Annotated in this window: 30 protein-coding genes and 2 tRNA genes; 26 read left to right on the top strand and 6 right to left on the bottom strand. The window is 41.3% G+C overall.

All coding sequences use genetic code 11. The features are described from left to right. The first annotated feature begins 67 nt into the window (after positions 1-67). The 6 genes from BO225_RS01150 (at position 68) to BO225_RS01125 (ending at position 4151) form a co-directional block, all read left to right on the top strand. A complete protein-coding gene (locus tag BO225_RS01150) occupies positions 68-508 on the top strand; it encodes a hypothetical protein (RefSeq protein WP_143356718.1) in 441 nt (146 codons plus the stop codon). After that, positions 505-1068 carry an LOG family protein gene (locus BO225_RS01145; protein WP_076340454.1) on the top strand — a complete coding sequence of 188 codons (564 nt, stop codon included), beginning with the start codon at positions 505-507 and terminating at the stop codon, positions 1066-1068. Before BO225_RS01150 ends, BO225_RS01145 begins: the two co-directional genes overlap by 4 nt. Further along, positions 1028-1717, top strand: coding sequence for a response regulator transcription factor (locus BO225_RS01140; RefSeq protein ID WP_233120263.1), 690 nt, complete (start codon positions 1028-1030; stop codon positions 1715-1717). The genes BO225_RS01145 and BO225_RS01140 overlap by 41 nt, the downstream gene beginning before the upstream one ends. Next, on the top strand, positions 1707-2882 hold the full coding sequence (locus BO225_RS01135; protein ID WP_076340452.1) for a sensor histidine kinase: 1176 nt from the start codon (positions 1707-1709) through the stop codon (positions 2880-2882). Before BO225_RS01140 ends, BO225_RS01135 begins: the two co-directional genes overlap by 11 nt. 66 nt (positions 2883-2948) lie before the next feature. Beyond that, entirely contained in the window at positions 2949-3650 is a 702-nt protein-coding gene (locus BO225_RS01130; protein ID WP_076340451.1) for a biosynthetic peptidoglycan transglycosylase, read from the top strand. Between the two features lie 15 nt (positions 3651-3665). Then, on the top strand, positions 3666-4151 hold the full coding sequence (locus tag BO225_RS01125) for a gamma carbonic anhydrase family protein (protein WP_076340450.1): 486 nt from the start codon (positions 3666-3668) through the stop codon (positions 4149-4151). A 55-nt stretch (positions 4152-4206) separates the two neighbouring features. Here the strand turns inward: BO225_RS01125 and BO225_RS01120 are convergent, their stop codons facing one another. Together BO225_RS01120 and BO225_RS01115 are read right to left on the bottom strand one after the other, a co-directional pair. Then, positions 4207-5565 (bottom strand): sodium-dependent transporter, encoded by a 1359-nt coding sequence (locus tag BO225_RS01120; RefSeq protein WP_076340449.1) that lies wholly within the window; start codon positions 5563-5565, stop codon positions 4207-4209. 60 nt (positions 5566-5625) lie between these two features. Further along, complete coding sequence (locus BO225_RS01115) at positions 5626-6696, bottom strand: YncE family protein (RefSeq protein WP_076340448.1); 1071 nt, start codon at positions 6694-6696, stop codon at positions 5626-5628. A gap of 79 nt (positions 6697-6775) precedes the next feature. Here BO225_RS01115 and BO225_RS01110 point away from each other — a divergent pair, with 79 nt between their 5' ends. Then, a complete protein-coding gene (locus tag BO225_RS01110) occupies positions 6776-7381 on the top strand; it encodes a GNAT family N-acetyltransferase (protein ID WP_076340447.1) in 606 nt (201 codons plus the stop codon). Here BO225_RS01110 and BO225_RS01105 read toward each other — a convergent pair. Beyond that, the gene (locus tag BO225_RS01105) at positions 7335-8036 is read right to left on the bottom strand and encodes a CBS domain-containing protein (protein ID WP_076340446.1); all 702 of its coding nucleotides are present in this window, start codon (positions 8034-8036) and stop codon (positions 7335-7337) included. The genes BO225_RS01110 and BO225_RS01105 overlap by 47 nt on opposite strands. Before the next feature lie 114 nt (positions 8037-8150). Between BO225_RS01105 and BO225_RS01100 the strand changes: the two genes are divergently transcribed. The 5 genes from BO225_RS01100 to BO225_RS01080 all read left to right on the top strand — a co-directional run bounded on the left by BO225_RS01100 (position 8151) and on the right by BO225_RS01080 (position 12677). Next, positions 8151-9287: a DUF4317 family protein gene (locus tag BO225_RS01100; RefSeq protein ID WP_076340445.1), complete on the top strand. Its 1137-nt coding sequence runs from the start codon at positions 8151-8153 to the stop codon at positions 9285-9287. 10 nt (positions 9288-9297) lie between these two features. After that, the gene (locus tag BO225_RS01095) at positions 9298-9846 is read left to right on the top strand and encodes a hypothetical protein (RefSeq protein WP_076340444.1); all 549 of its coding nucleotides are present in this window, start codon (positions 9298-9300) and stop codon (positions 9844-9846) included. Positions 9847-9939: 93 nt separating this feature from the next. Further along, positions 9940-10923 carry an ABC transporter substrate-binding protein gene (locus BO225_RS01090; RefSeq protein WP_076340443.1) on the top strand — a complete coding sequence of 328 codons (984 nt, stop codon included), beginning with the start codon at positions 9940-9942 and terminating at the stop codon, positions 10921-10923. Between the two features lies 1 nt (position 10924). Continuing rightward, complete coding sequence (locus tag BO225_RS01085; protein WP_076340442.1) at positions 10925-11896, top strand: ABC transporter permease; 972 nt, start codon at positions 10925-10927, stop codon at positions 11894-11896. Further along, positions 11883-12677 (top strand): ABC transporter ATP-binding protein, encoded by a 795-nt coding sequence (locus tag BO225_RS01080; RefSeq protein ID WP_076340441.1) that lies wholly within the window; start codon positions 11883-11885, stop codon positions 12675-12677. The genes BO225_RS01085 and BO225_RS01080 overlap by 14 nt, the downstream gene beginning before the upstream one ends. Before the next feature lie 69 nt (positions 12678-12746). Here BO225_RS01080 and BO225_RS01075 read toward each other — a convergent pair whose 3' ends face one another. After that, positions 12747-13922 (bottom strand): toxic anion resistance protein, encoded by a 1176-nt coding sequence (locus BO225_RS01075; protein ID WP_076340440.1) that lies wholly within the window; start codon positions 13920-13922, stop codon positions 12747-12749. 20 nt (positions 13923-13942) lie between these two features. Then, positions 13943-15094 carry a 5-bromo-4-chloroindolyl phosphate hydrolysis family protein gene (locus BO225_RS01070; RefSeq protein WP_076340439.1) on the bottom strand — a complete coding sequence of 384 codons (1152 nt, stop codon included), beginning with the start codon at positions 15092-15094 and terminating at the stop codon, positions 13943-13945. A gap of 125 nt (positions 15095-15219) precedes the next feature. Here BO225_RS01070 and BO225_RS01065 point away from each other — a divergent pair, with 125 nt between their 5' ends. Continuing rightward, positions 15220-16155: a serine hydrolase gene (locus BO225_RS01065; RefSeq protein WP_158023768.1), complete on the top strand. Its 936-nt coding sequence runs from the start codon at positions 15220-15222 to the stop codon at positions 16153-16155. Positions 16156-16205: 50 nt separating this feature from the next. On the opposite strand, the gene BO225_RS01060 is transcribed toward BO225_RS01065, so the two are convergent. Further along, the gene (locus BO225_RS01060; RefSeq protein WP_076340437.1) at positions 16206-16952 is read right to left on the bottom strand and encodes a putative ABC transporter permease; all 747 of its coding nucleotides are present in this window, start codon (positions 16950-16952) and stop codon (positions 16206-16208) included. Between the two features lie 100 nt (positions 16953-17052). Between BO225_RS01060 and BO225_RS01055 the strand changes: the two genes are divergently transcribed. From BO225_RS01055 to BO225_RS00995, 13 genes are all read left to right on the top strand, one after another. Next, positions 17053-17298 (top strand): hypothetical protein, encoded by a 246-nt coding sequence (locus BO225_RS01055; protein WP_083632029.1) that lies wholly within the window; start codon positions 17053-17055, stop codon positions 17296-17298. Positions 17299-17341: 43 nt separating this feature from the next. Further along, positions 17342-17425: transfer RNA gene (locus tag BO225_RS01050), tRNA-Leu, on the top strand. 93 nt (positions 17426-17518) lie between these two features. Next, positions 17519-18862: a hypothetical protein gene (locus BO225_RS01045; protein ID WP_076340436.1), complete on the top strand. Its 1344-nt coding sequence runs from the start codon at positions 17519-17521 to the stop codon at positions 18860-18862. 54 nt (positions 18863-18916) lie between these two features. Beyond that, positions 18917-18992, top strand: a tRNA-Thr gene (locus tag BO225_RS01040). Positions 18993-19072: 80 nt separating this feature from the next. Continuing rightward, complete coding sequence (locus BO225_RS01035) at positions 19073-20275, top strand: O-antigen ligase family protein (RefSeq protein WP_076340435.1); 1203 nt, start codon at positions 19073-19075, stop codon at positions 20273-20275. A 27-nt stretch (positions 20276-20302) separates the two neighbouring features. Continuing rightward, a complete protein-coding gene (locus tag BO225_RS01030; RefSeq protein ID WP_076340434.1) occupies positions 20303-21397 on the top strand; it encodes a M23 family metallopeptidase in 1095 nt (364 codons plus the stop codon). 12 nt (positions 21398-21409) lie between these two features. Further along, on the top strand, positions 21410-22741 hold the full coding sequence (locus BO225_RS01025; RefSeq protein WP_076340433.1) for an RsmF rRNA methyltransferase first C-terminal domain-containing protein: 1332 nt from the start codon (positions 21410-21412) through the stop codon (positions 22739-22741). 8 nt (positions 22742-22749) lie between these two features. After that, the gene (locus BO225_RS01020) at positions 22750-23589 is read left to right on the top strand and encodes a YitT family protein (RefSeq protein ID WP_076340432.1); all 840 of its coding nucleotides are present in this window, start codon (positions 22750-22752) and stop codon (positions 23587-23589) included. A 54-nt stretch (positions 23590-23643) separates the two neighbouring features. Then, a complete protein-coding gene (gene nagA, locus BO225_RS01015) occupies positions 23644-24783 on the top strand; it encodes an N-acetylglucosamine-6-phosphate deacetylase (RefSeq protein WP_076340466.1) in 1140 nt (379 codons plus the stop codon). Between the two features lie 31 nt (positions 24784-24814). Further along, positions 24815-25192, top strand: a complete 378-nt coding sequence (locus tag BO225_RS01010; RefSeq protein WP_076340431.1) for a hypothetical protein — start codon at positions 24815-24817, stop codon at positions 25190-25192. Continuing rightward, positions 25189-26058 carry a DNA/RNA non-specific endonuclease gene (locus BO225_RS01005; protein WP_076340430.1) on the top strand — a complete coding sequence of 290 codons (870 nt, stop codon included), beginning with the start codon at positions 25189-25191 and terminating at the stop codon, positions 26056-26058. The genes BO225_RS01010 and BO225_RS01005 overlap by 4 nt, the downstream gene beginning before the upstream one ends. Continuing rightward, entirely contained in the window at positions 26055-26462 is a 408-nt protein-coding gene (locus BO225_RS01000) for a hypothetical protein (protein WP_076340429.1), read from the top strand. The genes BO225_RS01005 and BO225_RS01000 overlap by 4 nt, the downstream gene beginning before the upstream one ends. Then, a complete protein-coding gene (locus BO225_RS00995) occupies positions 26459-26656 on the top strand; it encodes a hypothetical protein (protein WP_076340428.1) in 198 nt (65 codons plus the stop codon). The genes BO225_RS01000 and BO225_RS00995 overlap by 4 nt, the downstream gene beginning before the upstream one ends. Positions 26657-26785 lie beyond the last annotated feature (129 nt).

Raw genomic sequence — 26785 nt, 5'->3', positions numbered from 1 at the left:
AAATCACGCGCCTCATCTCCTCAAAGTTCCTGACCTAAGACAAATCCTTCTATATTGTAGTTCAGGAATGTTGATCGGAGAAAAGGTCTTGCGCTCCTATTCCTTGTTTGGAATAGGAATGCTTTTGATGATCGCAAGCATAGCACCCGAAGCGATGGAAGTTTCGATCTGTCTAGCGTATGGACTAGGGATATCTATTGTTTATCAAACAATCTGGCCCTTTCACATTCCTCCATTTCAAATAAAAAGCTTCAAAGACCAAGGGCTGATCTGTCTTGTACAGACGATATGGATCGTTTCCTTGTTTTTGATCCTTGATTCTTTTCTAGCCGGCTGCGGAAGCTTGCTTATCGGAGGTTTGTTTATCTACTTTTTTTCAGGCGCTCGAAACGAGATCGCTTGGACTCAATTGTTTTTGACATTTGTATTGTTTGGTCGCTCATTTTGGGCGATCATCATCGCACTTTATCTATGGAATCTATGGACATATAAGGAGGATAATTTATGAAAGTTTGTATTTACGGAGCAAGCAGCAATGAAATTAAGCCGCTCTATATCAAGAAAGGAGTCCAATTAGGCGAAGCGCTAGCTGAAAAAGGCTGGACACTCGTTTTTGGAGGCGGTTCGACAGGCATGATGGGCGCTTTTATTCAAGGCGTTAATAAAAAGAATGGAAAAAGCATTGGAGTCGCTCCTACGTTTTTCAAAAAATGGGAAGCGCTATCCGACTCTTGCACTGAATTTATTTATACAAATACGATGCGCGAGCGAAAAGAAAAAATGGAACAATTGGCAGACGGTTTTATCGTCACGCCAGGAGGGATAGGAACCTTCGAAGAGTTTTTCGAGATCTTGACTTTGAAGCAGCTCGAACAGCTCGATAAGCCGATTTGTCTTTATAACATCGACCACTCCCTCGATCCTCTCAACACGCTGCTGATCGAAGGCGTCGAGAATGGTTTTATGAAGGAAGATGTTTTGCGGATGTATTTTATTTCGGATTCGATCGAAGAAATCCTTTCCTATATTGCTGAATATCAAAAATATTATGCAGATCTTGATCGTTGAAGACGAAAAAAATTTAGCGGCCTCGATATCAAGGATCCTTAAAAAGCACTCCTATCAGACTACGATCGTCTATGATGGACAAGAAGCGCTCGACTATTTAGAATTAAGCCGATTTGATCTCGTGATCCTTGATTTGATGCTCCCAAAACGGTCCGGCTATGAAGTGCTTCAAGAAATCCGGCAAAGAAAAGATGAGACCCCTGTTTTGATGCTTTCGGCCAAAGATGAAGTTGAAGATAAAGTTAAAGGCTTAGATCTAGGCGCGGATGATTATATGACCAAACCATTCGCTCCAGCCGAGCTACTTGCCCGCATCAAAGTTTTGACTCGAAGAAAAGGGGAAGTCGTGCTCCAAGAATTATGCTATGGAGATTTAAGCTTAGATCTACAAAACGGAAATCTGAAAACCAAGGAAAAAAACGTTCATTTAGGGTATAAAGAATTTGAAATCATGAAACGCTTTCTTAAAGAGCCCTTACGCATCTTCTCAAAAGAGGATCTGCTCCATTTTGTTTGGGGAATGGACAGCGAAGCCCTTGATAATAATGTCGAAGTGTATATATCATTTCTTCGAAAAAAACTCGCGTTTTTAGACTCGAACGTCAAGATCCAGACACTTCGCAAGCGAGGGTATCGCCTTGAACAATAACGTCATCAAAACATTGCGGTGGAAGCTTTTTGGATTTACACTCGGTTTTGTAGCTCTTCTCATGCTCGCGATTTTTTTCTCGATCTGCTTTGCTTCCTATCGATCCAATGAACAAGAAATCGAACAAAGTTTAGAATGGGCCTTGGAGCTTACCCCTTTAAGAAATCATAAATCACCGGGCGTACCAACATATACGTTAATTTATGATGCTTGGGATGAAAGCTACACCTTGTTTGGTGATGAACGCAACGTTTTGATCGATAAAGTCCAATTGATCGAGCTAGCAGAACAAGCCAAAATCGATCAACGAGAAAAAAAAGATGATCTCATCTATGAGAAGCACGAAACAAGACGTGGATATATCACAGGCTTTGTCGAAACGGAAATGCTGAGCGAACAGCTCCATACACTCATCTTTCAATGCGTTCAATCTTTTATTTTTATTTTATTGTTATTTGGGACCGCTTCATGGTTCGCGAGCCGCTGGATCTTGAAACCCGTTTGGATCGCGTGGGAAAAACAAAAACAATTTGTATCCGACGCGTCTCATGAACTCAAAACGCCATTAACGATCTTAAAAGCGGATACGCAATCTCTACTAGAACAAGAACCAAACAATGAAATCTTCTTATCGCTCTATGAAGAAACCAATCGAATGCAACGCTTGATCTTTCGCTTGCTAGAGCTCGCTCGATTGGAATCCAATCCGAAAGAAGAGAAAGAACGATTTGATTTTTCTTCATTATGTCAAAAAATCATTTTAGAAAAAGAAGAAGGTTTGTATGAGCAAGGGATCGAACTTGAAGCGAAGATCCAAGACCATCTCTTTATCAAAGCCAATCAGCATGATCTAGAAGATCTAGTCTTGATCTTAATGGACAACGCTCAAAAATATACACCTAAAGAGGGAAGGATCGAATTCAATGTGCAAAAAGCGGATTCAAACGCGCTTTTTTCGATCGCAAATCCTGGAACTCTGTCTAAAGAGGAACAAGAAAAGATCTTTGAACGGTTTTATAAAGTAGATTCTTCGCGCACGAATTCTGAAAGCTATGGTTTAGGTCTAGCGATCGCAAAAGAGATCAGCAGACGAAACGATTTGAATTTGCGAGTACACTGTGACAACGACCAAATCCGCTTTCTTTTCGAAGCAAAGCTCGTCTAGTAGATTACGGGAATGAAAGGAAAGAAATCATGATTCATGCTATTGTGAAAGTGCCAGGAGGAAAGTATGAAAAGATTCATAAAATTCATCGTAAAATGTGTTCTTTTGTTTTTTCTTTGCGCTGGTGCTTTTTTTGGCTATTCAGGCTACAAGCAATACAAAGATCTGACATCGAATAAAAACGTGGCACAAATCGTCGAAACGATCGAAGCGTCCCCTGATTTTATTCCGTATGAACAGCTTCCCAAAACTCTCGTGGACGCGACAGTCGCGATCGAGGATCGAAGGTTTTTCTATCATCATGGCGTTGACTATATCGGGATCGTTCGAGCAGTGGCTTCCCAATTCGTTCCAGGGATGCTAGAGAGCGGAGGAAGCACGATCAGTCAACAAACTGTAAAAAACATGTATGGATTATTCGATTTTTCTCTTCAAAGAAAGGTCGCGGAAATCTTTCTAGCCAACGATCTAGAAAACACTTGCAGCAAAGAAGAGATCTTTGCCCTCTATGTCAATATTATCAATTACGGAAATGGGTACACTGGGATCTATGAAGCGTCGAGTGGATATTTTGGATTATATCCACAACAGATGAATGAAGGGCAATGCGCGATTTTAGCCGGGATCCCTCAATCGCCCGCCAATTATGATCTAGTCACCCATTTTGATAAAGCAAAAAATAGACAGCGTCTCGTTCTGGAGGCGATGGTCGAAAATGGGTATCTTTCCCAAACGGAAGCCGAACAAGTTTGGCTCATGCCAATATAGGAGAATGAGAATAGGATGAAAATTAATGACAACGCATGGATCGCACCCAATGCGACAATTAAAGGAAATGTAGAAATCGAAGCCAACGCAAGCATTTGGTTTCAGAGCGTGCTTCGAGCTGAACACGCAAAGATCTTGATCAAGAAAGAAAGCAATATTCAAGATCACTGCGTCATCCACTGCGACGAAGGGTATGATACGATCGTCTCTGAAGGATGCACGGTCGGACATGGCGCGATCTTGCATGGCTGTACGATCGAAAAAAACACGCTGATCGGAATGGGAGCGATCGTATTGAATGGAGCGAAAATCAAAAAAAATTCGATCGTCGCAGCTGGCTCTCTCGTTCCACAAAATAAAGAATACGAGGAAGGAATGCTTATTTTAGGCTCGCCAGCCAAAGCTATCCGTAAACTCACGCCAGAAGAAATCGAGGCAAACGCTTTAAGCGCCGCAGAATATGCTGAACTCGCTAAAGCATATAAAAAGGATCAATATTAATACCGGGGCTCCGGTATTTTTTTATAAAAAAAACTCCCAGACCGGGAGTAAAAGATCAAGCGAAAAAACCAGCAAGAAAGATAAAGAGGATCGCAAGAGGCAAAACGAACTTACAGTAGTTTTTCATCCATGGCTGAACTTTGATCCCTTTTCCTTGGTTGGCTTCTTGCACAAACGAGTTCCATCCCCAGCCAAGCTTCCATGTACAGAAAAGCACAAAAACAAAACTGCCTAACGGAAGAATCAGATTGGATACGATAAAATCCTCGAGATCCAATATCGTCGTTCCAGTGCCTAGAGGGGCGATCTGTTCTAAAAGATTGAATCCTAGAGCGCATGGAAGCGATAAAAGAAAAACAATGAATACATTATATAAACACGCTTTTTTTCTAGAAACCGAAAATAGGTCCATCGTGCTTGAGATGATATTTTCAAAGACAGCTAAAACGGTAGAAAAAGCAGCGAAAGACATAAAAACAAAAAACAAAGCGCCCCATAGCCGACCAAACGGCATGTTGTGGAATAAATTTGGCAAAGTGATAAAGATCAAGGATGGACCTGCTCCCACCTCTATATTGAAAGCAAAACAAGCGGGAATGATGATCAAGCCAGCCGTGATCGCAACAAATGTATCAAGAAAAGCGACATTGATCGATTCACTCAACAGAGTATGCTTTTTGTCAATATAGGAGCCAAAGATTGCCATGGCGCCAATTCCTAAAGAGAGAGTGAAGAACGCTTGATTCATAGCAGATACGATCACTTGAAAAGGACCCGCTGCAAGAAAACGATCCAAGTTAGGCAGCAAATAAAACCGCAATCCTTCTTGCGCGCCTTCTAGAAAAATCGAATTGATCGCTAAGACGAGCATGATCAGCAATAAAGAAGACATCATCCATTTGCTGAATTTCTCCAAGCCTGACTGCAGACCTAGAGCGCAGATCCCAAAACCTAAAACAACGACGATCGCCATCATCGATACAAGAGTGAAAGGATCTTTGTTCATCGCTTCAAAATGCATTGCGACGGATTCAGGCGAAGACATATCGATCCACCCAAACGTAAAATCTAAAAAATATTTCAACATCCAGCCAGCTACAGTCGTATAAAACATCATTAATAAATAATTACCTGCGACTGCAATCTTTCCATGATAATGCCAATGGGTTCCTGGGCGCTCTAATTGTTCGTAGATCCGTGCAGGAGATCGTCTAGAAGCCCGCCCCATAGAAAATTCCATCGTCATGATGGGAATTCCTAAAAGGATCAAAAACAATAAATAGATCAAAATAAAGATAGCCCCACCATTTTGGCCAGCCACATATGGAAATTTCCAAACATTTCCGATCCCGATCGCACAACCAGCAGAAATCAAAATAAAACCTAAACGGGAGCTGAGTTTCTCTCGTTCCATATAAAAAATTCCCCTTTCCGTTTAGACTTAATCATAACACGGAAAGAGGAACCAAAAAATCTATTTCATTAAATCATCCACATTTAAACTCAATAGACGATCGATATGATAGATCCCTTCATCTCGATAGTGTTTTGCCGCCGATTCGAAATTCAAGATTAGCGTATTGCCGCCATTGAAGTAGATCTGTTCAAGACGAGGAGGCAGATCGATGACTTCTTCTGCTGTATTTGGGAGCAAATAATTTTCTTTTCGACTATAAAAACTGAGTTTTGATTGCAAATCAGGGCCGTCGGAAGCAGCAAGAACGATGTATTCATCATTGATCGCGATCCCTTGGCAATAATTACCGATATGATCGATGCCTTTCGCGATCGCCGTATGATGCTTGTTGGTGACAAGATTGCCTGTCATCGGATCAATATCATAGGTATAAACTTTCAAATTCTTATCATCGTTTGAAAAATATCCACAAAAAACTTGATTTTTATAGTAAGTCATGAAAGAGACATCTTTTAAAGTCGGGATCTCGAGGGTATAGTCGTATAGGATCGCACGCTTATCATGAGCAAAATCATACGTATCGATTTTCGCAAGACTGATGTAGGACAATGCACCACGATCTCTTTTTTCATTTTTTGTGGCGATCCAAAGATTACGGTTCAAAGGATCGTAGGCGATACTTCCGGCATGCGGCATACCATTTAAAACGAGCGTTTTTAAATAGTTGTGATTTTTTCGATCCAAAACATAAATGACGCTGTTGTGTTCATGCTCATAACAATACGCGCTGATCATAATATAATCATCCACGACAGCCACACCTTGTGGTGTCATTTCATCGCATTCGCTCACTTTACCTTCTTTGCTGAGACTTTGGGTATGTAGTAGCCCAGGAATGATATAGGTTCCATCATCGGTTTGGTTTTTGAACGCGTTAAATCCAGCTGAAAAAAGGATCGGGTATTCTTTCAGAGCTTCTTTTTGCTCATCCAGTGTTTTAAATAGAGCCGCATTTGTGTTGGTCGGCTCACTTTTTTCTTTTTCAGCAGCATAGAGATATTGAGGCGCTAGTCCGATCATAGCCGCCATCAATAGGACGCTTGCTTTTCTTAAGGAATATCGTTTCATAGTTTCATTATATTTTCTTTCGTCTACAAATGCTTCATTTGTGCTACATTTTTTGCTGATTTTTCGTTATTCTTAAAGCATGGCTATAAGAAAGTTAACGTTAGGTACGCAAGAGAGAGCTTGGATCGCAAAAGCATTTGCCTTCTACCCGTATCCAAGCGCCTCTTTTTATCATTTCAAAAACAAAGAAAAGATCGAACGATATATTTTATTGAATATATCGGTTATGCTTGAATATTGTGCAATTTATTCGTTGGATGATCAAGCAGTCATGCTGATCTCCGATGAGAAAAGTGTAACGCCTATTTTCGCGTATTTTCGACTACTGATTGGCATGATCAAGATCCTAGGATGGAAGGATCTTTATAAAAATATGGAGTTTGGCTCAAGAGGAGGCAGTTCGCAAGAAATCCAATTGAGGAAAGAAGGGAAGTCTTTTATCCATATCGAATTGCTCGCCGTCAAACAAGAGGCGTGGAATCACGGATATATGAGCCGCTTGCTCAAAGACGCCAAAGAAATGGCGAAGGAAAGAGGATGCCTTTGCATCATTGAAACGGATGAAGAACATAAAAAGCAGAAATATCTCCATAACGGCTTTCTGCTCTATAAAACTCGGATCTTGAATGAAGAGGCTTCTATATTTGATCTTCGCTACGATCCTTCAAAAGATCATACGGACTAAGAACCCCTATCAGTGGCTCGTTTTTCGAACCATTCTGGGTGACAAACAACAATTCGAGCGGCTTTTTTCTCAGTTTCATAAACATTTGCCGCGCATGTTCGATCGAATCGTGGATCCCTATAAAATCATATTCTTGATAGGAATCAGAATCGTTGGGCAAGAATCTGAGCAAGTCGCCAATCGTTTCGTTCTTTTTGATGACGGTGTGGTCGATCAAGGCGTCGAAGATCGTTGTTTTGCTGAAGACACCAATAACATGTTTGTTTTCCAAGACGGGTACATAAGAAATGCCTTTTTCTTTCATCGTATACATCGTAGTCCAGACTCGATCATTTGGTTTGGCGCTGATCACCTTCGAAGTATATATGCTTTGAACGATCGGAGGATTTTTTAGCTTTTCCATGATCTCGTTCAATGCGTTTTCGATCACAGGCTTGATCTCGAACGCTTCTTCTCCATTGATCAAAGTATTATTGTGGACATAAGTGTTGCGCAAGATCCGGATCACATTAATATCGTCAATATATTCTTTGAATTCAGGCAGATGCGCAAATTCATAATAAGGAGACTCGTTTTCCTGAAGCTTGTACTTATGGCGCATCAAATTCTCGAATTCGGTGCACTGTCTTAAGAATTCTTGTTTACTGATCGTCATAACTTCACCCTATCACGCTTCTATATTGAAAACGCGTTATGTGCTTCTGCTTTCTAGATCTCAAACTTTCTAGAAAAAATGTATAATAGGCAATGAGATCAATGGAGGATAGAGATGAATAAAAAAGAACTTGCAGAACTAAAGCGACAAATCACTTGGGAAAACGAACTGCTCTATATTTCAAAAGTCGCTAGCGCGTATGCCTTGATCAATTCGGAACAAAAAAAAATCTTGAGCTATGATATGAAAGATTTTAGTCTTTTATCGCAAGAGGAAGGCGATCTATATATTGAGATTTTCAAAAAATCCTTGGCCGGAACCTTAGGCAAGAATTTGCTGGAATTTGGTTTTCCTAGAGTGGATGGAAAGCCAAATCCAATGCAAGAACAACTGTACGAGATCGTAAAAAACCAATTAGAGGATGAAGACTCCTTTCGAAGCTTAGTCCAAAAAATCATAGAGGAAGGGCATTACTCCAATACTGTGTTCATCACGATGGCTTTCGGTGAATATTCCGTTCCTCTTAAATCAAAAAATCTAGAAGCGAGCTATGAAGATGGATATACCTATCGCTTCATGCTGGTTTCGATCTGTCCGGTCGATCAAACAAAGATCGGATTGTATTATAATCGAGAAAACAATCAAGTAGAACGTAAAGTCAATATTGATATGGAAATCAAAGCCGATCCAGTGGATGCGTTTTTATATCCGTGTTTTTCAGAAAGAGCAAGCGATGTCAATCATGTGCTCTATCATGCCAAGAATACAAAATCGATCAATCCTTTTTTTATTGAAAATGTATTAGATGTAGACTATTCGCTGTCTCCACTTGATGAAGAGAGCCGTTTTGCTCAAGTGCTCATCGGAATGTTCGAGGACCGCTTGTCGATGGAAGTCCTCACGAATATCCATGAAAACATTTATGATTCGATCGCAGAAAGCGAAGAAGAGCCAAGCTCGATCGTCTATTCAAAAAGCGATGTAAAAAAGCTTCTTGAATATTCAGGAGCCGATCCTGTATCGATGGAACATTTTGATGCCGTCTATAAAAGCATCTTGGATGATCAAGAGTTGAAGGCCGTGAACATGACGAATGTGCAGAAGATGGCGATCAAGGTGCCGGATATTACAGTAAATGTCAAAAATGGCGGAGATACAAAAGTGAAGACTGAAATCGTAAATGGCAGAAAGTGCTTAGTGATCGAGCTGGATGATTCCGTTGAGATCAATGGGATCGAAATGAAGCCATGAAGGAGAGATTATGAATAAGTATTCGGAAGACCTTCTCCAGTCAACAGTAGAACCTTCTTATTTGATGGTCGCATTTTTATGCGATACTCAATATAAGCGCTTGATCAAGATCGAAGATGATATTTATACGAAAGTATCGATCTTGATCGCGTTCATGGCGGCTTTATTGATCGTGGTCGTCAATGATATGAAATGGAAGGAAATGTTTCGAGGTTGGGATCTAAGCTCTCTTATCGCTTTTATTCACACAGGGTTGTATCAAATCTTGTCGCTCGCCTCGCTTCTTGGGATGCTTTTGACAACCTTTATCGCGCTCAAGATCTCAGTGACCAAAAGAGAACATGAACTCGATGCGACTCGTTTCAATATCCCTTCTCTTTACAAACTTCCTGCAAGTGAAGTGGCCCAAAAAATGATCGACGATCTATGTCTTGTCATCGATTCTTTTCGAAAAGAGCTCGACTATAAGCAAGCGATGTACAATGGGGCTGTTCGTTTGTTAACGATTTCCACTGTTTTATACGTAATGAAAGTCGTGATTGAAAATGTATTAGGATGAAACTCGCTGAGTTTCATTTTTTTTCATTCTTTTCATTCTGTTATATTTAGTGTAAAATGAGGCAATAGAGAGAAAATCGAAAGGAGAAATACAATGAACAAATTTTTAAAATCGTGTGCAGCCGCCACGATGGCGCTCGCTATGGTCGGCTGTTCTCAAGGCCAAACGGAAGGAGAAGGCGAAAAAGCGAATATCGGGATCATTCAATATGCCGAACACCCTGCTTTAGACCAAGCGTATGAAGGTTTTGTGGAGGGCTTGAAAGAAAATGGATACGACACGGATGCGGTCGAGATCGATTATAAAAACGCACAAGGCGATCAATCTAACAATAAAACGATCGCGAACACATTTGTCAATGATAATGTAGATCTGATCTATGCGATCGCGACACCTTCGGCCCAAGCAGCTGCCAACGAGACGAAAGATATTCCAATCGTCGTATCCGCTGTGACGGATCCTCAAACATCCGGTCTTGTAAAATCAAATGACAAGCCAGATACGAACGTGACAGGAACTTCGGATTTGAATCCGATCGACGCGCAGATCGATCTGCTCAAGCAGATGGTTCCAAATGCCAAGAAGATCGCGATCATGTATTGCAACGCGGAAGATAATTCCCGCTTTCAGGCAGATCTAGCGAAGAAGAAAGCAGAAGATCTTGATCTAGAAGTCGTTGAAGCAACTGTTACTGATTCCAATCAGATTCAGCAAGTGACTGAATCGCTCGTTGGAAAAGTCGACGCGATCTATGTTCCTACAGACAACCTGCTCGCTGAAGGAATGGCTTCGCTTACACAAGTGACGAATGCGAACAAGATCCCCACGATCGTTGGCGAAGAGGGAATGGTTGCCAATGGAGGGCTTGCGACTTATGGGCTGGATTACTATGAGCTTGGAAAAATGGCGGGCAAGCAAGCCGCAGAAATTTTAAAGGGCGAAAGCGATCCAAAGACGATGGCTATCGAATATTTGCCAAATGAAAAATGTAAACTTACGATCAACGGCAAAACAGTCGAAGAAATCGGTATTGAAATTCCAAGTGATTTGAAAGAAGAAGCGGAAATCATCGAATAGTATGTCAATTTTATTATCAATAGAGGGCGCGATCGGTCAAGGGATCTTATGGGGGATCATGGCGTTAGGTGTCTATATCACCTTTCGTCTCCTCGATTTTGCGGATTTAACGGTCGACGGGAGCTTTGCGACAGGAGGCGCAGTGAGCGCGATCTTGATCGTCAATGGGATGGATCCATGGCTTTCTTTGCTGTTTGCATTGATCGCGGGCGCCTTAGCGGGAGCTGTGACGGGAATCTTGAATACGATTTGCAAGATCCCAGCAATTTTAGCAGGAATATTGACCCAGATTGGTTTGTATTCCATCAACTTGATGATCATGCAAAAGAGTAATTTGCCTTTGCTGAATACGGAAACGATATTTTCAAAGGTCGCCGATGTGATCGATCTGCCACGGAGCGTGAGCGTATGGATCTCAACAAACAATTTAGTCGTTCTTCTGATCGGGATCTTGATCGCGGCGCTGGTGATCGGAGTTCTCTATTGGTTTTTTGGAACGGAGATCGGTTCAGCTATCCGCGCGACGGGAAACAATGCGAATATGGTTCGAGCCAACGGGATCTCAACGAATGTCACGATCATTCTTGCTTTGATGCTCTCAAATGCGCTCAACGCCTTTTCGGGGGCTTTGGTCGCTCAACAACAAGGGTATTCGGATGTCAAGATGGGGATCGGCGCGATCGTCATGGCGCTAGCGTCCATCGTGTTAGGTGAAGTGCTCTTTGGAAGAAAAGGCGGATTCGCTAGGCGTTTGATCTCGATTGTGATCGGGTCGATCTGCTACCGGATCATTGTAGCCGTCGTGCTGCAGCTTGGTTTAAACGCAGATAACTTGAAATTGTTCACTGCGATCTTGGTTGGGGTGGCGCTATCTATTCCGATCATGATGGAAAGTTCCAAACAAAAAAAGATGTATAAAAAATTAACGGCGGAAGTCGATGCGATAGAGGAGCCATTTCATGCTAGAGATTAAAAATGTATCGAAAACGTTCAATATAGGAACAGTCAATGAAAAGAAGGCCTTGGATCGTCTTTCTTTGAAATTGGAAGATGGCGACTTTGTGACAGTAATCGGAGGAAATGGCGCGGGTAAATCGACTTTGCTGAATATGATTGCCGGGGTCTATCCGATCGATTCTGGACATATCCTATTGGATGGCGAAGAACTTTCGCAACAACCAGAATTCAAACGTGCCAAACAAATTGGTCGTGTTTTCCAAGATCCTTTGATGGGAACAGCAGCGGATATGATGATCACAGAGAATCTTGCGCTCGCAAAGCGTAGAGGAAAACCAAGAACGCTTCGCTGGGGATGTAAAAAAGAAGAAAGCGTAGATTATCAAAAGGAATTGCAGCGCTTAGGACTGGGCTTAGAGAATCGAATGAGCACGAAGGTCGGTCTTCTTTCTGGAGGTCAGCGTCAAGCGCTGACGCTACTGATGGCGACTTTACAGCGTCCAAAACTGCTGCTTTTGGATGAGCACACAGCGGCCCTCGATCCATTGACGGCAAAGAAAGTTCTTGATTTGACAAAAGAGATCGTAGAAGAACAAAATTTAACGACGATCATGATCACCCATAATATGAAGGATGCGATCCAGATCGGAAATCGTTTGATCATGATGTATAACGGAAAGATCATTTTCGACGTTCGTGATGAAGAGAAGAAAAAATTAACAGTTGAAATGCTCCATCAAAAGTTCCAAGAAGCTTCTGGAGCGGAATTCAGTGATGATCGAGCTGTTTTGATTTAGAGATGTTCAATGGACATCTCTTTTTTTATTAAAATAAAACCGCAAAACCTAAGGTTTTGCGGTAGCGTGTTATCGACGAATTTCCAACATTTTTTGTTTGAGCTGTTGTTCCATCGCCAACATTTGAGATTCGGCTTCTTGGCGTTTTTTTCTGCCTTCCGCCTGGATCTGGAGAACTTCATCAAAGGTTTGGATGAGCTTTTCATTGGTATGCTGAAGCGTCTCGATATCCACGATGCCCCGATTCGTTTCTTTTGCGGTTTCGGTGGCGGCAAGATGGAGAGTATCGGCGTTTTTCTTCAACAACTCGTTGGTCATATTTGTAACTTCGCGTTGAGCTTTGGCAGCTTGCTTAGCGTGATTCAAGCCAAAAGCGAGCACAAGCTGATTTTTCCATAGCGGAATCGTATTCACAAGAGTGGTTTGGATCTTGTCGATCATGACAGAATTTGAACTTTGAAGCATCCTTAATTGTGGAGCTGTCTGGATCGCGATCATTCTGGAAAGCTCAAGGTCGTATAGTTTTTTCTCAAATCGATCGACAAAGGAAACAAGATCTTGATAGGCTTGGGCGTCTTCTGGCAATTGGGTCCTTTCCGCCTTGGCTTTTGCTTCTGGAAGATCTTTGGCTTCGACTTCCTGGAGCTTTTTCTTTCCTGCTAAAATATACATCGAAAGCTCTTTAAAATATTGGGCGTTCAAGTTGTACATTTGATCGAGCATCGCATTGTCCTTGATCAGCACGACTTGCTGGTTTTCCAAGTTTTCAGCCACTTTTTCTACATTCGTTTCCGCTTTCGCGTAACGGGTCTTCATGACTTCCAACTTGTTTTTTCCTTTATTGAACAAGCCGAAAATGCCTTTTTTCTCTTCATCATCGATATCGGTTTCTTTTAGCTCGATGACGACAGAACTCAAAAGCTCGCCAACCTCGCCAAGGTCTTTCGTTTTTACGCTTTCTAACGTTTTTTCTGAGAAATCCGCCAGCTTTTTTTGCGGAGCGCTTCCATATTGAATGATTTGATTCGTGTCTTTGATGTTGATCTTTTGCGCAAAATCGTCGATCGCCTTCATTTCTTGTTCATTGAAAAGGCCTGGATCGATCTTGATGTCCGCAAGAGGCTCCGATGGTTTTTCGATTTCTTGTTTTGGAGACGTTAAAATGGGCTCTGTCAAAACGGTTGTAGTGGCTTCGCTTTCTGGATCAAGTGTCAATGTGATCGTTTCTTTGTTTTCTTCACTCATAAGAGGATCCTTTCTGTTCGTTATCGAACTTTTATTTTTTCTTTTGTCAATCCTTCCTTCGCAAGCAATGTTTCTAAAACCGAAATATCCGAAGCGACTTCTATCGAAGTCATTTGGAATAGATCGTCGTAGAGCTTGGCGAAAGCGTAATTCAACGTATCAAGAGTATCTTCGATCTCTTTCTTCGACTTTCGAATATTTTCCCCCGGATTTGGATAGGCATTCAGTTCGATATACGTATCCAAGAGCTTATCGATAGTCGGAAGATAATATTTTGTCATATTTTTGGTATCATCCACATTTTCAGGATGCTCTTCAAGATACCCAAGAATATGTCGAATGTTGTTTTCTAGATCAGAAAGCTTTTGCGTGATGATCGGATCAGGAATTTTTTCGTTGTAGTATTTGATCTTCACAAGCGATTCTTCGCCTTGTCGGATAACTTCCCGTACTTCAGGAGGCAGGATCGTCTCAGGATCTTCATCAAAAAGTTCTTTTGCGCTTTTTTGATTCGGCACATTTGGCAGAAGACTCGCTTCATACGCTTCATTCGTTACGTAAAACGTTTCCTTTTTTTCATTGATATGACCTTGCAGAAAAAAACGATCCGCGATCATCTCTTTAAGTGTAGCGATCGTTTCTTTTTTTGTTTCAGGGACGATCGCCGATAAGGAATCTAGAGAAGCCATCGAGCGATCTCCGATCACAGAAGAATACAAGTGGAATTTTTTTAAATACGCGATCATTTTCCGCGCGCTGCTCATTCCGCCTGTACCACCGATCAAAGCGATCAAACCTGGAATAAAGATGAACATCGCGCCTAAAATACCAGGAAGGGCATAGCGGCCTAAAGAAACCAGCAATAATAAAACGAGCAGCAGGGAAAAGGCGACTAGAAAGATCCCGAAATTTTTGATCCACTGATTGATCTTTAATTTTCGGCTGCTCGATTTTTCTAAATCGCTTATGATTTGGACATTGTATTTGGCTTTGATTGAACTGGGCTTTGCCTTGGAATACGACTGGATCTTATCGTTGATCAGGGAAGAGGTGGCTTTTACCGTCTTTTCGATCGATTGATTCAGTTCGCTGAAATCCAAAGTATTCATCGCGTTTTTCATCGCGTGCGAAAAGCTTCTTCCTATATCTTTCCAATCCGGCTGTGAACTCATATTCTCACCTCTTTCATTGTTTCATTATACCATAGAAAAAGAGAAAGAAATTTGTAGATAAATGTTCCTTTTTCACGAATTTTGTACTACTATCATATCATTACAAGAAGAGAAGGGGGATGAAAATGAATAAAAAAAATAGAATCATTGTTTTAATGATACTCGTTCTTTTTTCCTTCTTGACCCTTTTTTTCGTAAAAGACAAAAAAGACCAAAAACAGGAAGTCGTTATCCGTGAAAAGGTCGCTTTACAAGAACACGAGTCCAAAATAGAAGATCAAAAAATAGGCGAGGAAGAAATAGCCCTAGATCTGCAACCATTAAAAAAGAAGCTTGATGATTATTTGAAAGAAAATGAGATCGATGCCCAAGAGGTAGGCTATGTCGTGATCGATTTATTGTCAGGCGATTCCATCGGCGCGAATGAGGATACCTATTTTTACGCTGCCAGCACTTATAAACTGCCATTAGCGATGGTTTGGTACGAAAAAATCAATGATCAAGAAGCCAAGCTCGATGAAGAGCTCGTTTTTCTTGAAGACACCTACGAAGAAGGAGGCCATATAGGAACCGATTATGAGTATGGCTCTAGTATATCGATCCAAGAGCTTTTAGAGGCGATGATCATTGAATCCGACAATTCAGCCGCACATATATTATACGAGAACTTAGGGGGATGGCCTGCTTTCAAAAAAGAGTTAAAAAAATTCGATCCAACTCAAAAAATCGATGAAAAGTATATATCATACGATAATGAATTTACCCCAAAGAATATGGGAAATATTTTGAAATATTTTTATTCACACAAGGACGAATTTGAAAAGCTGCTCAAAGATTTAAAAAAATCAAAACCAGGAGAATTTCTAGATCGAAATTTGAATGTTTATTTTCCTCAAAAGTATGGCTCATACGATTATTCGTATAATGCGGCAGGAATCAATTTCAACACCCATCCGTATGCGATCGTGATCGACACGGTCTTAGGGGATTATGGAGAAGTTGTCATAGGCGATATGAATGAAATCGTGTACTCGTATTTTGTAGAACAAAGTAATGAATGAATCAAAAAAAAGCTGTCGGAATCGAATTGTTGACAGCTTTTTACAATGATTTATTTTTGATTTGGACGAAGTTCAGATCGAAGCTTTTCTAAATGCTGGATGCTTTCTTCATATTGATTTTCAAGCCGCTGATGGACAAACGCTTTGAGATGGCGAGAATTCTTCTTCATCTTTTCCAGGTTGAGTTTTGCCATTTCCACATATTCGGTCTTGAGCTTTTCGTTCTTTTCCGCCAAAGCTTGTTTCACATGCTCATGTAGCTCTTCGAGTGCTTGCACATGATGATGCATCTCGAGATTGGTTATGATCACATCGGTCCAGAACACAGAAGACCAGATCAATTCTATGCTCATCAAAACATGGATCGGCATATCGATCGTCATTCTTTGAACATAGGGTTGGACAAAAAACGTGATCACAAGACCGGCGATCCCATACAATGTTGAATTCAAAAGACAAACACGCCCATGGATATTGAATGGCTTGTTGGAATAATCCCACCAAAGACGATGGTATTTTTTCTGTAAATACCAGCTCGTCCAGTATTCGATCACGCTCGTGATCCAAAATGTATTGATAAATACTAAAAATGGATTTCGGCTCAAAGGATCGACGATGTAGATGATCAAAAGACAGCCTACCCCAAAAATAGGGACGTAAGGACCGTGGAAAAAACCTGTGTTCAAGAATTTATGTTGTTTATAGCCTACATACAATCCTTGGACCACCCATCCTCCAAACGAATAGAGGATAAAGTAAAAATAGGCATATAAGCACTGTTGAATAATTGGATTCATGGAAGATTTCCTTTCTTTGAAGAAAGTATAACGGTTCTTTCTTTCTTTTTCTTTAAGGATGCTTCAAAGACGTTACAGAAGGGAAAAAACCTGATATAATATGAACATGCTTACAGATGACGAATTGAGAGCGATCGCCGAGCCGATCTTAGAAATATTGAGGAAAATGGAAGAACAATCGGATGAGATGATGATGGAAGTCCCGAAGCTGCATTTGGTCGTCGATCCAAAAATGAACGATATGATCGTTGGGGATATCGAGATCAGCGCAGAAGACATCAAGCAGATCGAAGAATATTTGCAATGCGAGATCGAGAATATGATGCATCCAACAATTCTACATTAATACTTGATTTTTTAGAAAACAGTTGGTATTATATTTGAGTAACGCGGGCGTGGCGAAATTGGCAGACGCACCAGACTTAGGATCTGGCGCCTTCGGCGTGGGGGTTCGAGTCCCTTCGCCCGCACCATTTGAAGTTTAACCTGAAGTCTATCGATTTCAGGTTTTTTTATTTCTATTCTGGTTTTGAGAGTATGGTAGAATAGAAAACGGAGGAATGCAGATGAATAAAAACACTAATCCAGAAAATAAAAACAATCAAGAGCAGATCGACGACTTCGCAAAAGCTCTTCTTCATAAAAAGACAGAAATGGCTCTATATCCAGAAGAAAAGAACGAAAATAAAAACAGCAGCCCACTTTCGTCGACCCAAAAAAAACAAGTGGAAAAAACGCTTTCGAGTGCTCTTGACCTGCTTCGCCAAGAAAGAGGACAACTTCCTATCGAAGAGGAAGAGAAACAATATGCTAATGAAACCGATTTTGATGAAGAGAAGGATATCGATGAATTCACCTCTTCTTCGATCCGAAAAGATCCTCTCCAAAACAATGAAGCGCTCAATTCGATCTATACTTCTATAGAACATCATGAACAAAAAAACAAAGAGGAATCGAAAAAGCCAACTCATCTCAAACCTGTTAAAAAGAAAAAGGAAAAAACCAAAAAAGAAAGAAATAAAGCCTTGGATCAGCCGATCCGCTCTAGAACGGAAAAAAATAAAGAAGAACAAAAGAAAGCAGAAGAAAAGGGAGCTCCAAAAAAAGCGAAACAACCCCCTGAATGGATCAAGAACCTCAAACCTTACCGCAAGCAGATCTTCGCGTTCGTGATCGTATTCGTACTGTTGCTAGGAGGCTATACCTATAAAGTCGCTGTTTATGATCCAAACAACATCACCAACGCGCAACAAGAAGCGACCTACAAAAAACTTGTGGAATACGCGGATGAATGGGACATGCTTTCAGAAGCGGAGAAAATGGAAATCATCGATCTAGAATCCAGCTATGACGAGATGCTCGAAAAACAAAAGAAAAAGATCAACGAGTATTTTATCGAACAAACGACGCAGCCATTTACGAGTCAGCTTGCTAGTATGAAAGAATTGAAGACACAGCAAGAGGATGAAACGAAGCCAGAATATCAAGAGCTCGTAGCCTATATTTCGAACTGGTCGACAAAAGATGACGCGGATAAAGCAAATATCGTCAACTATCGTGATCGGTATAACGCGCTCTCGGACGCCCTCAAACAAAAGATCGACCAAATCGCGATCGAACAGTCGCAACAAAGTTTCGCGACACTTCTCGCTACTCAAGACGCAGCCAATCAAGAGGCGGCCAATCAAGCAGCACAAGCAGCTAAAGAAGAACGCAAGGCAAATTTAGAAGCCCAAATCGAATCACTGACTTCGCAATTAAATGACGCTCAAGCCTATAACGCATCCTTGCTCGCAGATCAAGCGGCCGGAGAAGATGTGCAGGCAGCGATCGACACGAACAATCAAACGATCTCTTATTTGCAGCAGCAAATTGAAGCGTATCAAAATGAATTGAACACCATTCAATAAATTTGTTTTAAGCATTGAAAATATACTCGGCATCTGCTAGAATATCTAACAGATGCCGACGTAGCACAGTTGGTAGTGCAACGCACTCGTAACGCGTAGGTCGTAGGTTCAAGTCCTATCGTCGGCACCATCAAGTCGTTAAAGTCTTCCGTGAGGAAGGCTTTTTTTCGTAAGTTGCATTCTTACTATAAATTGATAATAATAAAAGACATGGGAAACATTTTACACACTTTTCAGAAAACTTGGAATGAATTGAACAAACAAGAACGATCGATCTTGTTCGCGACTTTTTGTTTGTTTTTACCCTTTCAGATCGGTGGCGCTTTTCTCGTAGTGATCCTGGCTTACGAATGGATCAAAACGGGCTCCTTTGCTTGGATCAAGGATCAGCCAGGCGCATTATGGCTTTATAGCTTTGTGGGCCTCGAATGCATCGTATCGATCGTCAATCAAAATTGGATCGGCTTGCTGAATGTTTTTGGCTTTTTGTTGATCGGTTTATTTATCGCCTATTATCGAAGCGCTTTGTCGATGAGACTTTTTCAAATGATCATCCTCGAAGTCTTGCTTCTATCTTGGCTATGCGCGATCTATGGACTCGTTGAATTTTATGGGATATCAAAACGTCTAGGGAATCCTTTTTTTGATTTTGTGGTCATGAATAAACCGAAGGATCGAATCGCCGCTACTTTTTATAACGCGAATTTTTATGCGACGATGATCGAATTTGTCCTTTGTTTTTGTATCTATAGCTTTATCGTTCATAAAAAAGCGATCCATCGAGCCTTTTATATTGGAACTGGCTTCCTCAATTTGTTTATGCTGTATTTAACTGGCTGTAGGACGGCTATATTGCCTTTCGTGATCATCATCCCTCTCTTTTTCTTGCTTTCGAAAGAAAAAGTCTGGTTCTACGTCTCCTTGCTCTTAGAAGGGATCGTGGCCGCTTTGATCAGCTGGAAGCCGCAGCTTATACCGCGCTTTGATCAAATGTCGACTTTTTCATCGCGCCTCAAAATTTGGAAAGCATCCTGGATCGGCATCCAAGAACATCCTTGGTTCGGGCAAGGTCCTCAAACGTATTCGTTAGTGTATCGACGGCTTCACGCCCATAAAGCCCCGCACGCTCACAATATCTTGATCGATTGTATCTTATCCTATGGGATCCTAGGTACCCTTCTTTTGATCGGATATGTAGGATTGCTGCTCCATGAGCAGATCAACATGTATAAACGCGAAAAGAATTATCCTTTATTCGCGCTAATCGTAAGTTTTTATTGTATCGCGCTAATTCACGGCTTATTGGATGTGACCTTGAATTTCTTGCCCACAGGGTGTTTGTTTTTGATGATCCTAAATGCCTCCGCTCAATTTCCTCTATTCAAAACGAAAAAAATCGATTATAATCATTGAACAAGACAGACAGTAGATTGGAGAAATATGAAACCTTTTTTTCAATGCGCCTGTCTTTTTTTTGCGCTTTTTCCGAACCCGCAAACGGTCGCTGAACAATCTCGATTCTATGCGCAACAGGTCCAGCAATACACCCAGAAGGAAAAGTCTTCATGGTCTGCGATGAAGTATCTTGCACAAAAAAAAGAAGCCAATCTCAGAAGCATTCAAGAAGCCAATCAAACGATCGAATTAGGAAAAATCGACCTTATTTGCCAACAACAAGGAAAGTCAACCCAGTATACGAACGAAAAAACGATCAAATCCGCGTTTTATATTCGAAACAAAAACGACAAGCACAATCAAAAAATTGAAAAAGTATCCGCCAAGATCCAAAACGAATACGAAGAGGCCTGTCGTCAAAAAGAAGTATTTCAACAAAAACAAAAAGAGCTCTTCGAAACCAATCCGGCCCTTTCTGGTTTTCGAAGCGATGGATCTTATTCCAAAGAAGCGCTCTTGAGCGGAATGCAAGATCTTCCTTCTATTGGCGGAATGTATGAAGACGAAGTGGATCTCGCTTGTGTTGGCTTCGATTCCTTCAATACGATCCCATCCTCTTCTTCTTTTTTGGCTCCATATGAAAATGCGATTGTATCAGCAGGAACTTGGAGCTATCCGCAAGGAGGACTCCATTTAGGGATGGATTTTGCGGTCGATCTGTATTCTCCTCTCCAAGCGCCTTTTGCAGGCCTTATACTATACGCAAACGCACCTGTGCCTTCTGACAATGGATATCTAGGAAATTATTGCGGTTGGCCAGCAGGAGGAGGAAATACGATCTGTATGATCGGAATTGTGGATGGAAAAGGCTATTTGATGAGTTTTGCGCATTTATCCAATACGATCTATGTCCGGGCAGGACAAAGCGTAAACCAAGGCGATCTTTTGGCGCTTTCTGGAAATAGTGGCAACTCCACAGGACCACATACACATATTGAAGTGTTTTCTCTCAGCAAAGATATAGAAGAAGTGATATCCTATTTTAAAGATACAGCAGATTTTTCTTTGATGAATGGTTGGGACGAAGCCAATACGTGTTCAGAATACGCGTGTCGGATCCAGCCAGAAACGATATTTTGAAAGGATAAAAGAATGAACGATCAATTTCTTGAAAGAATGAAATCTATATTAGCCGACGACTATCCTCAATTCTTAGATTCTCTTGAACGACCTTTTTATAAAGGCGTCCGGTTGAATCCTAAAAAATGCGAGCCAGAAGCGCTTGTCGAAATGCTTCGCTTGACTCAGCCAACCCCTTTTTATCGATACGAATACTATAACGATTCGATCACAGGGCTGAACCCTTTTCATTGTACAGGCTCCCTCTACTTGCAGGAGCCAAGCGCGTCGTCTGTCGTTCCGCTTTTAGGAATCCAGCCTAATGATCTTGTTTTGGATCTTTGCGCGGCGCCAGGCAGCAAATCGACACAAATCTTGGACTTTTTAGAAACTGGATTTTTGGTGAGCAATGAAATCCATCCTAAGAGGGCACAAGTCTTGCTTTCGAATATGGAAAGAATGGGAGCGGTGAATTTCGCGGTAACAAACAGCGATCCGAAAACAATCGGTTCTTGGTTTCCCGCCTGTTTTGACAAAGTGCTTGTTGATGCTCCTTGTTCTGGAGAAGGAATGATCAAAAAACATGAAGAAGTGAAAGAGGATTGGTCGCTAGAAAATATCGACCATTGCGCCTCTCGACAAAAGGAGATCCTTCCTTGGGCAATCAAGGCGCTTAAAAGTGGTGGAGAACTCGTTTATTCAACATGTGCATACGCAATCGAAGAAAATGAAGCGATCGTAGCTTGGATCTTGGAACATTTTCCTGAAATGGAGCAAGTCGAGATCCACGCTGGATTTGGAAGAAAAGGCGTTTCTGTTTTAGGAATGGATCCGAGTAAAGTTGTGCGGATCACCCCCATTGAAGGAGGAGAAGGACAGTTTGTCGCGAAGTTTCGAAAAAAAGGATCTGACTTTGGAGAACCGCTTTTTTTAAAGAATCAAAAGCTGAATAAGAAGGAGGCGGCGTTTTTTCACGAGCTGACTCGAAAAACGTATCCTTATATTTTAAAAAAAGACGAAAAGATTTTTGGGATGGATCATCCGTTTATCGATTTTGGAAAGATCAAAACACTTCGTCAAGGTGTTTTGATGGGAGAACAAAAAAAAGGAAGGATCGAACCAGAGCACGCGTTTTTTTTAGCAGCCGACCAAAAAGAAGGTTTAATTTCGAAAGTGGAAATCGATGAAGAAGAAATGGATCGATTTATGCATGGCGAAGTCTTGATGAAGAACGCTGCCAAAGGGTATGTCGCTCTTTGTTTCAAGCAAACGCCCTTTGGCTTTGGAAAAAGCGATGGCAATCGCATAACGAATAAATTGCCAAAAGGACTGCGCTTTTTGCCTAAATCGCACCTTTCGATATAGGAGGCATTATGGATTCAAATAGTATCAAGTATGTGAAGCTGATCATTGGAAGTATTTTATGTCCATTGGCTGTCAATTTATTTATCATGCCAGTCAAACTTAATGCGGGTGGTCTAGTAGGTCTTGCCCAAATCATTAGCTATTTGCTCCCGATCAAAACGGATGTGACAGGAATCATTAACTTTTGTTTTAATATTCCTCTATTCATCCTCGCTTTTCGAACGATTTCTAAAGGTTTCTGCGTGAAGACGCTTTTATCTTTGGTCATTCAAACGATGGGATTCTCGCTCATTCCTGTTTTGAGCAAACCTGTGATGTATGATGTGATCGCCAATGCGATCATTGGCGGTGTGATTTATGGAGCAGGAATCGGACTTTGCTTGCAGTCGAGCGGAAGCGCAGGGGGTCTAGATATTCTCGGTGTCTATTTTTCAAAGACGAAACCGGATTTTTCAGTTGGAAAACTATCGTATGCCTTCAACGCCGTCGTTCTTGGGATCAGCGCGTATTTATTTGATGTTCAAGTTGCCTTGTATTCGATCATCTTTATCATTATCGCTTATGCGGTCGCGGACCGTGTCCATTATCAGAACATCAGCATTCAAGCTTTGATCTTCTCGCACGAACCCACATTGAAGGAGGAGATCATGAAACAGACAGGACGAGGAATTACATATTGGGAAGGATATGGCGCCTATACAAATTCTCGGCAAGACATCCTCGTTTGCATGCTAAATAAGTATGAAGTTAGACATTTGAAAAAGATCATTCATAAAGTCGATCCTCATGCATTTGTGATCCTGTCAGATGCTAGTCCTATTCTAGGTAATTTTGAAAAGCGAATATAATTGAATATGTTATACTGAAGGAAAGAGAAAAAGATGATCTTTGGAGGTAAAGAAATGATCATACAAAGTAAAAGAGTTTGGGTGTTGGATATCTGGATGGCCGCTCAAATCGAAATAGAAGATGGCAAGATCAAGTCGATCCATCCTTATGGAAAAAAACCAGTGGATGAAGATTATGGCGATCTGCGGATCGTCCCTGGATTCATTGACGGTCATACTCATGGCGCTTATGGATGGGATACGAATGATGCCACACCTGAAGGACTAAGAAACTGGGTCAAGAATATCGTTAAGGAAGGTGTCACCGCTTTGCTTCCAACAACGATCACGCAAAGCGAAGAAGTCTTGACCGCCGCGGTCAAGAATGTCGCCAATGTCGTGAAAGAAGGGTATGATGGCGCAGAAATCTTAGGCATCCACTTTGAAGGTCCTTATTTGGATCAAGTGTTCAAAGGCGCACAGCCAGAACAATATTGCGTAAAACCAAATGTAGAACAATTCAAACGGTATCAAAAGGCGAGCGACAACTTGATCAAGATCGTGACGATGGCTTGCGAACACGATGAAGACTATAAGCTGCTCCATTACCTTGTTTCGCAAGGAATCGTTGTATCGCAAGGACATTCGGGCGCAACCTATGAACAAGCGGCCGAAGCGATCGCAAATGGAGCCATGAGCATGACGCACGTTTATAATGGCATGAGTAAGTTTCAGCATCGTGAACCTGGTCTAGTCGGCGCTGCTTATCGTTTCAGAGAAGTCTATGGAGAATTGATCACGGATGGAAACCATTCCCATTTGGCGGCGATCAATAATTTCTATAAAGAAAAAGGCGAAGATCACGTATTGCTGATCACAGATTCTTTGATGGTCAAATCGCTTCCAGTAGGAACGCGCGTTTTGTTTGGAGGCAACGAGATCGAACTGTTCCCAGATGGTTCGGCTCACTTAGTGGGAGCTGGAAACTTGGCAGGCTCGACGCTCAACGTCAACAAAGGATTGAAGATCGTCGTAGAAGAAGCGGGAGTTCCTTGGCGTTCAGCGATCAATAGCTGTACGCTCAATCCTGCAAGAATGTTAGGCATCGAAGACCATAAAGGAAGCATCCAAGCCGGCAAGGACGCGGATCTTGTTGTTTTGGAAGACAATTATGATGTCAAAATGACGTATGTAAAAGGAAAGAAAGCATTTTAAAGCCAGGTAAACTGGCTTTTTTTGGAGGAATATGAAAGTAATCATTTGTGTAGATCAAGACAACGGGATCTTGTTCAATCATCGTCGTGTTTCTCGAGATCGACGCGTGATCGAACAAATCGAAGCAGAAAATGAAGAGATCTGGATGAGCTCTTATTCAAAAAAGATGTTTGAAAATGATGAAGGAGCGAAAATAAGCGAGGATCTTGACGATAAACCTATTGTGTTTCTAGAAGAAGATATTCCGAAAGATTGGGTGATCGACGAGTTGATACTCTATCGTTTTGACGAGCTTTATCCAAGTGATATCAAGCTGACTTTCGATCTTAAAAAGATGGTTCTAAAAAACGTTACGACATTGGAAGGGTATTCGCATCCGCGAATCGATAAAGAGGAGTACGTTCGATGAAAAAATGGCTACAGCTCTTTCTTTCTTTTTGGCTCGTCTTTGGATTCACGGCTTGTCAGGCCCAGATCAAGCCAAGTGTATCCCTTGATACGCTTCCTGATTATTCCAATGTCCCATATATTGCGATCGATGACAATATCCCGTCCTTCAACGAAGATGAGATTACTACGACATCCTTTGAAACCTATTATCCGCTCGATTCCTTAGGAAGGTCGACGGGCGCTTTCGCAAGCTTAGGAAAAGATCTCCTTCCTACAAAAGAGAGAGGCGATATTCATCAAGTAAAGCCAAGCGGATGGCAATCGGTACGATATGATCAAGTCGAGGGAGGCAGTTTATACAATCGCTGCCATTTGATCGCATGGTCACTTTCGGGCGAAGATGCAAATCCAAACAACTTGATCACCGGAACTCGGTATTTGAATACAAAAGGGATGCTTCCTTTTGAAAACATGGTTCGAGATTATATTAAAGAAACAGGCAATCACGTCATGTATCGAGTGATCCCGATTTATGATGACTCAAATCTAGTCGCAAAAGGAGTTGAAATGGAAGCCTTGTCTGTCGAAGATCAAGGGGAAGGGATTTCCTTTCATGTCTATTGTTTTAATGTGCAGCCTGGGATCCAGATCGATTATGCCAATGGAGATAGTTGGGAAGATGGAAGCAATCCAACACGATCCGATCGTTCTAAAGAACAAACGTTTGTTTTGAATACAAAAACCAAAAAGATCCATAGTCCAGATTGTTCTTCTGTAAAATCAATGAACACCAAGAATAAAAAGTTTGTCCGTGACTCGCTCGAGCATCTTGAACAAGAAGGGTATTCAGTTCATGCTCAATGTATAAAGGAGAATAAAAAATGATGAAGTATACAAAATTGGTCGATCTAGATCCGCAAGAAAGTCTTGTTTTGGTGAACGAGACGATCAAAAAGCGCAAGACCATTTCCTTTCCGAAAGAACAATTGGATGTTTTCGATGCTTTAAGACTCGGAAAAGACTTGAATACGATCGAGGAAGAGAGCTTGTCTTCTTTAAAAAACTTACAAAAAAAGATCGATCGGTTGCTGATCCAAACAGAAAATTCGCATTTGTTAAAATTTGAAGAATATGAAGTCTTGAAAAATCAGCAGGAGATTGGATGGCGGATCGAGCTTTTGTATCCTAATGAACTCTCTTTAAAGGAATTCAAGAAATACCATACTTTAAGCGAAAAAGAAGAAGAAATGCTTCTTGATCAGATCGTTCTGCTTTGCAAGAAGCCATGAAAGCCGATCTTCCTATCCATCAACCGGATCTAGAGAACATTTATGTGGTTAGAGAAAATGAATATCGCTTGGATTTGATCGGAAGCGATCCATCCTTCTCGTTTGATTCCTTGCAAGAACTTTTCGAGTATCCGAAACTAAAACAGAAAGTCAAAGAAAGTGATTTATGGACCTATTCATTTTATGATAACTAAAACCTGACTTTACAAGTTAAAAGGAAATTATAGTACTCAAAAAACGATCTTAGAGATTTTTCTCCAAGATCGTTTTAATTTGCTTCTTCTTCAGAACGAAATTGTTGATCGGAAGCATATATTTAGCGG

This window comes from Dubosiella newyorkensis (assembly GCF_001945605.1).
Classification (GTDB): Bacteria; Bacillota_I; Bacilli_A; order Erysipelotrichales; family Erysipelotrichaceae; genus Dubosiella; species Dubosiella newyorkensis.
The sequence above is the reverse complement of the archived record's forward strand: the minus strand, read 5'-3'. Positions and strand labels throughout refer to the sequence as shown.

Bases quoted from the DNA above. Each gene is read 5' to 3' on its own strand.
- BO225_RS01000 (WP_076340429.1), top strand. From the start codon at position 26,055: ATGATGAAGTATACAAAATTGGTCGATCTAGATCCGCAAGAAAGTCTT.
- BO225_RS01030 (WP_076340434.1), top strand. From the start codon at position 20,303: ATGAAACCTTTTTTTCAATGCGCCTGTCTTTTTTTTGCGCTTTTTCCG.
- BO225_RS01005 (WP_076340430.1), top strand. From the start codon at position 25,189: ATGAAAAAATGGCTACAGCTCTTTCTTTCTTTTTGGCTCGTCTTTGGA.
- BO225_RS01095 (WP_076340444.1), top strand. From the start codon at position 9,298: ATGAATAAGTATTCGGAAGACCTTCTCCAGTCAACAGTAGAACCTTCT.
- BO225_RS01105 (WP_076340446.1), bottom strand. From the start codon at position 8,036: ATGACGATCAGTAAACAAGAATTCTTAAGACAGTGCACCGAATTCGAG.
- BO225_RS01100 (WP_076340445.1), top strand. From the start codon at position 8,151: ATGAATAAAAAAGAACTTGCAGAACTAAAGCGACAAATCACTTGGGAA.
- BO225_RS01090 (WP_076340443.1), top strand. From the start codon at position 9,940: ATGAACAAATTTTTAAAATCGTGTGCAGCCGCCACGATGGCGCTCGCT.
- BO225_RS01055 (WP_083632029.1), top strand. From the start codon at position 17,053: ATGAACATGCTTACAGATGACGAATTGAGAGCGATCGCCGAGCCGATC.
- BO225_RS01075 (WP_076340440.1), bottom strand. From the start codon at position 13,922: ATGAGTGAAGAAAACAAAGAAACGATCACATTGACACTTGATCCAGAA.
- nagA (WP_076340466.1), top strand. From the start codon at position 23,644: ATGATCATACAAAGTAAAAGAGTTTGGGTGTTGGATATCTGGATGGCC.
- BO225_RS01110 (WP_076340447.1), top strand. From the start codon at position 6,776: ATGGCTATAAGAAAGTTAACGTTAGGTACGCAAGAGAGAGCTTGGATC.
- BO225_RS01010 (WP_076340431.1), top strand. From the start codon at position 24,815: ATGAAAGTAATCATTTGTGTAGATCAAGACAACGGGATCTTGTTCAAT.
- BO225_RS01025 (WP_076340433.1), top strand. From the start codon at position 21,410: ATGAACGATCAATTTCTTGAAAGAATGAAATCTATATTAGCCGACGAC.
- BO225_RS01035 (WP_076340435.1), top strand. From the start codon at position 19,073: ATGGGAAACATTTTACACACTTTTCAGAAAACTTGGAATGAATTGAAC.
- BO225_RS01085 (WP_076340442.1), top strand. From the start codon at position 10,925: ATGTCAATTTTATTATCAATAGAGGGCGCGATCGGTCAAGGGATCTTA.
- BO225_RS01115 (WP_076340448.1), bottom strand. From the start codon at position 6,696: ATGAAACGATATTCCTTAAGAAAAGCAAGCGTCCTATTGATGGCGGCT.
- BO225_RS01070 (WP_076340439.1), bottom strand. From the start codon at position 15,094: ATGAGTTCACAGCCGGATTGGAAAGATATAGGAAGAAGCTTTTCGCAC.
- BO225_RS01045 (WP_076340436.1), top strand. From the start codon at position 17,519: ATGAATAAAAACACTAATCCAGAAAATAAAAACAATCAAGAGCAGATC.
- BO225_RS00995 (WP_076340428.1), top strand. From the start codon at position 26,459: ATGAAAGCCGATCTTCCTATCCATCAACCGGATCTAGAGAACATTTAT.
- BO225_RS01060 (WP_076340437.1), bottom strand. From the start codon at position 16,952: ATGAATCCAATTATTCAACAGTGCTTATATGCCTATTTTTACTTTATC.
- BO225_RS01150 (WP_143356718.1), top strand. From the start codon at position 68: ATGTTGATCGGAGAAAAGGTCTTGCGCTCCTATTCCTTGTTTGGAATA.
- BO225_RS01080 (WP_076340441.1), top strand. From the start codon at position 11,883: ATGCTAGAGATTAAAAATGTATCGAAAACGTTCAATATAGGAACAGTC.
- BO225_RS01145 (WP_076340454.1), top strand. From the start codon at position 505: ATGAAAGTTTGTATTTACGGAGCAAGCAGCAATGAAATTAAGCCGCTC.
- BO225_RS01020 (WP_076340432.1), top strand. From the start codon at position 22,750: ATGGATTCAAATAGTATCAAGTATGTGAAGCTGATCATTGGAAGTATT.
- BO225_RS01130 (WP_076340451.1), top strand. From the start codon at position 2,949: ATGAAAAGATTCATAAAATTCATCGTAAAATGTGTTCTTTTGTTTTTT.
- BO225_RS01120 (WP_076340449.1), bottom strand. From the start codon at position 5,565: ATGGAACGAGAGAAACTCAGCTCCCGTTTAGGTTTTATTTTGATTTCT.
- BO225_RS01125 (WP_076340450.1), top strand. From the start codon at position 3,666: ATGAAAATTAATGACAACGCATGGATCGCACCCAATGCGACAATTAAA.
- BO225_RS01065 (WP_158023768.1), top strand. From the start codon at position 15,220: ATGAATAAAAAAAATAGAATCATTGTTTTAATGATACTCGTTCTTTTT.